The sequence below is a fragment of the Vibrio sp. 1402 genome (assembly GCF_033340275.1).
In genome coordinates, this window is sequence record NZ_JAWOWE010000436.1 from 1 (window position 1) to 605 (window position 605).

A 605-nucleotide genomic window follows, 5' to 3' on the forward strand; every position below is an offset into this window, starting at 1 on the left:
GCCCCAGCTTTCTAGGTAAGTCCAATCTGCGATGAATAGGATACCTTTGTGTTGGAACACGTAGAACAGAGTGATACTGATACCGGCAATCATACCCGCGATAGCACCTTCTTTGTTGATGTTCTTACTGAAGATACCCATCATCAGAGCCGGGAAGATGGAGGACGCCGCCAGACCGAAGGCCAGTGCTACCGTACCTGCCGCGAAGCCCGGTGGATGCAGACCCAAGTAACCTGCGACTGCAATGGCCACCGCCATCGAGATTCGACTCGCAAGCAGCTCTTTCTTCTCTGAGATATTCGGGTTAATTACCCCTTTGATTAAGTCGTGGGAAATCGCGGACGAAATCGCCAGCAATAGACCCGCTGCGGTTGATAGTGCCGCCGCTAGACCACCCGCTGCGACCAGTGCGATAACCCAGTTAGGTAGTTTCGCGATCTCAGGGTTAGCTAGTACCATGATGTCGTTATCAACTTTCAGTTCGTTAGTTGCAGCATCTGATGTGTAGTTGATGTTGCCATCACCGTTCTTATCATCAAAGCCTAGCAGACCCGTTTTCTCCCAGTTTTTGAACCAAGTAGGACGTTCGTCATAAGCCAAGTGTT

General features: G+C 50.6%; 1 protein-coding gene. It reads right to left on the reverse strand.

All coding sequences use genetic code 11. The annotated features are described in order from the left end of the window. The coding region (locus R7044_RS26525) for a sodium:solute symporter family transporter (RefSeq protein ID WP_405540934.1) at nucleotides 1-605 on the reverse strand (605 nt) is incomplete at both ends.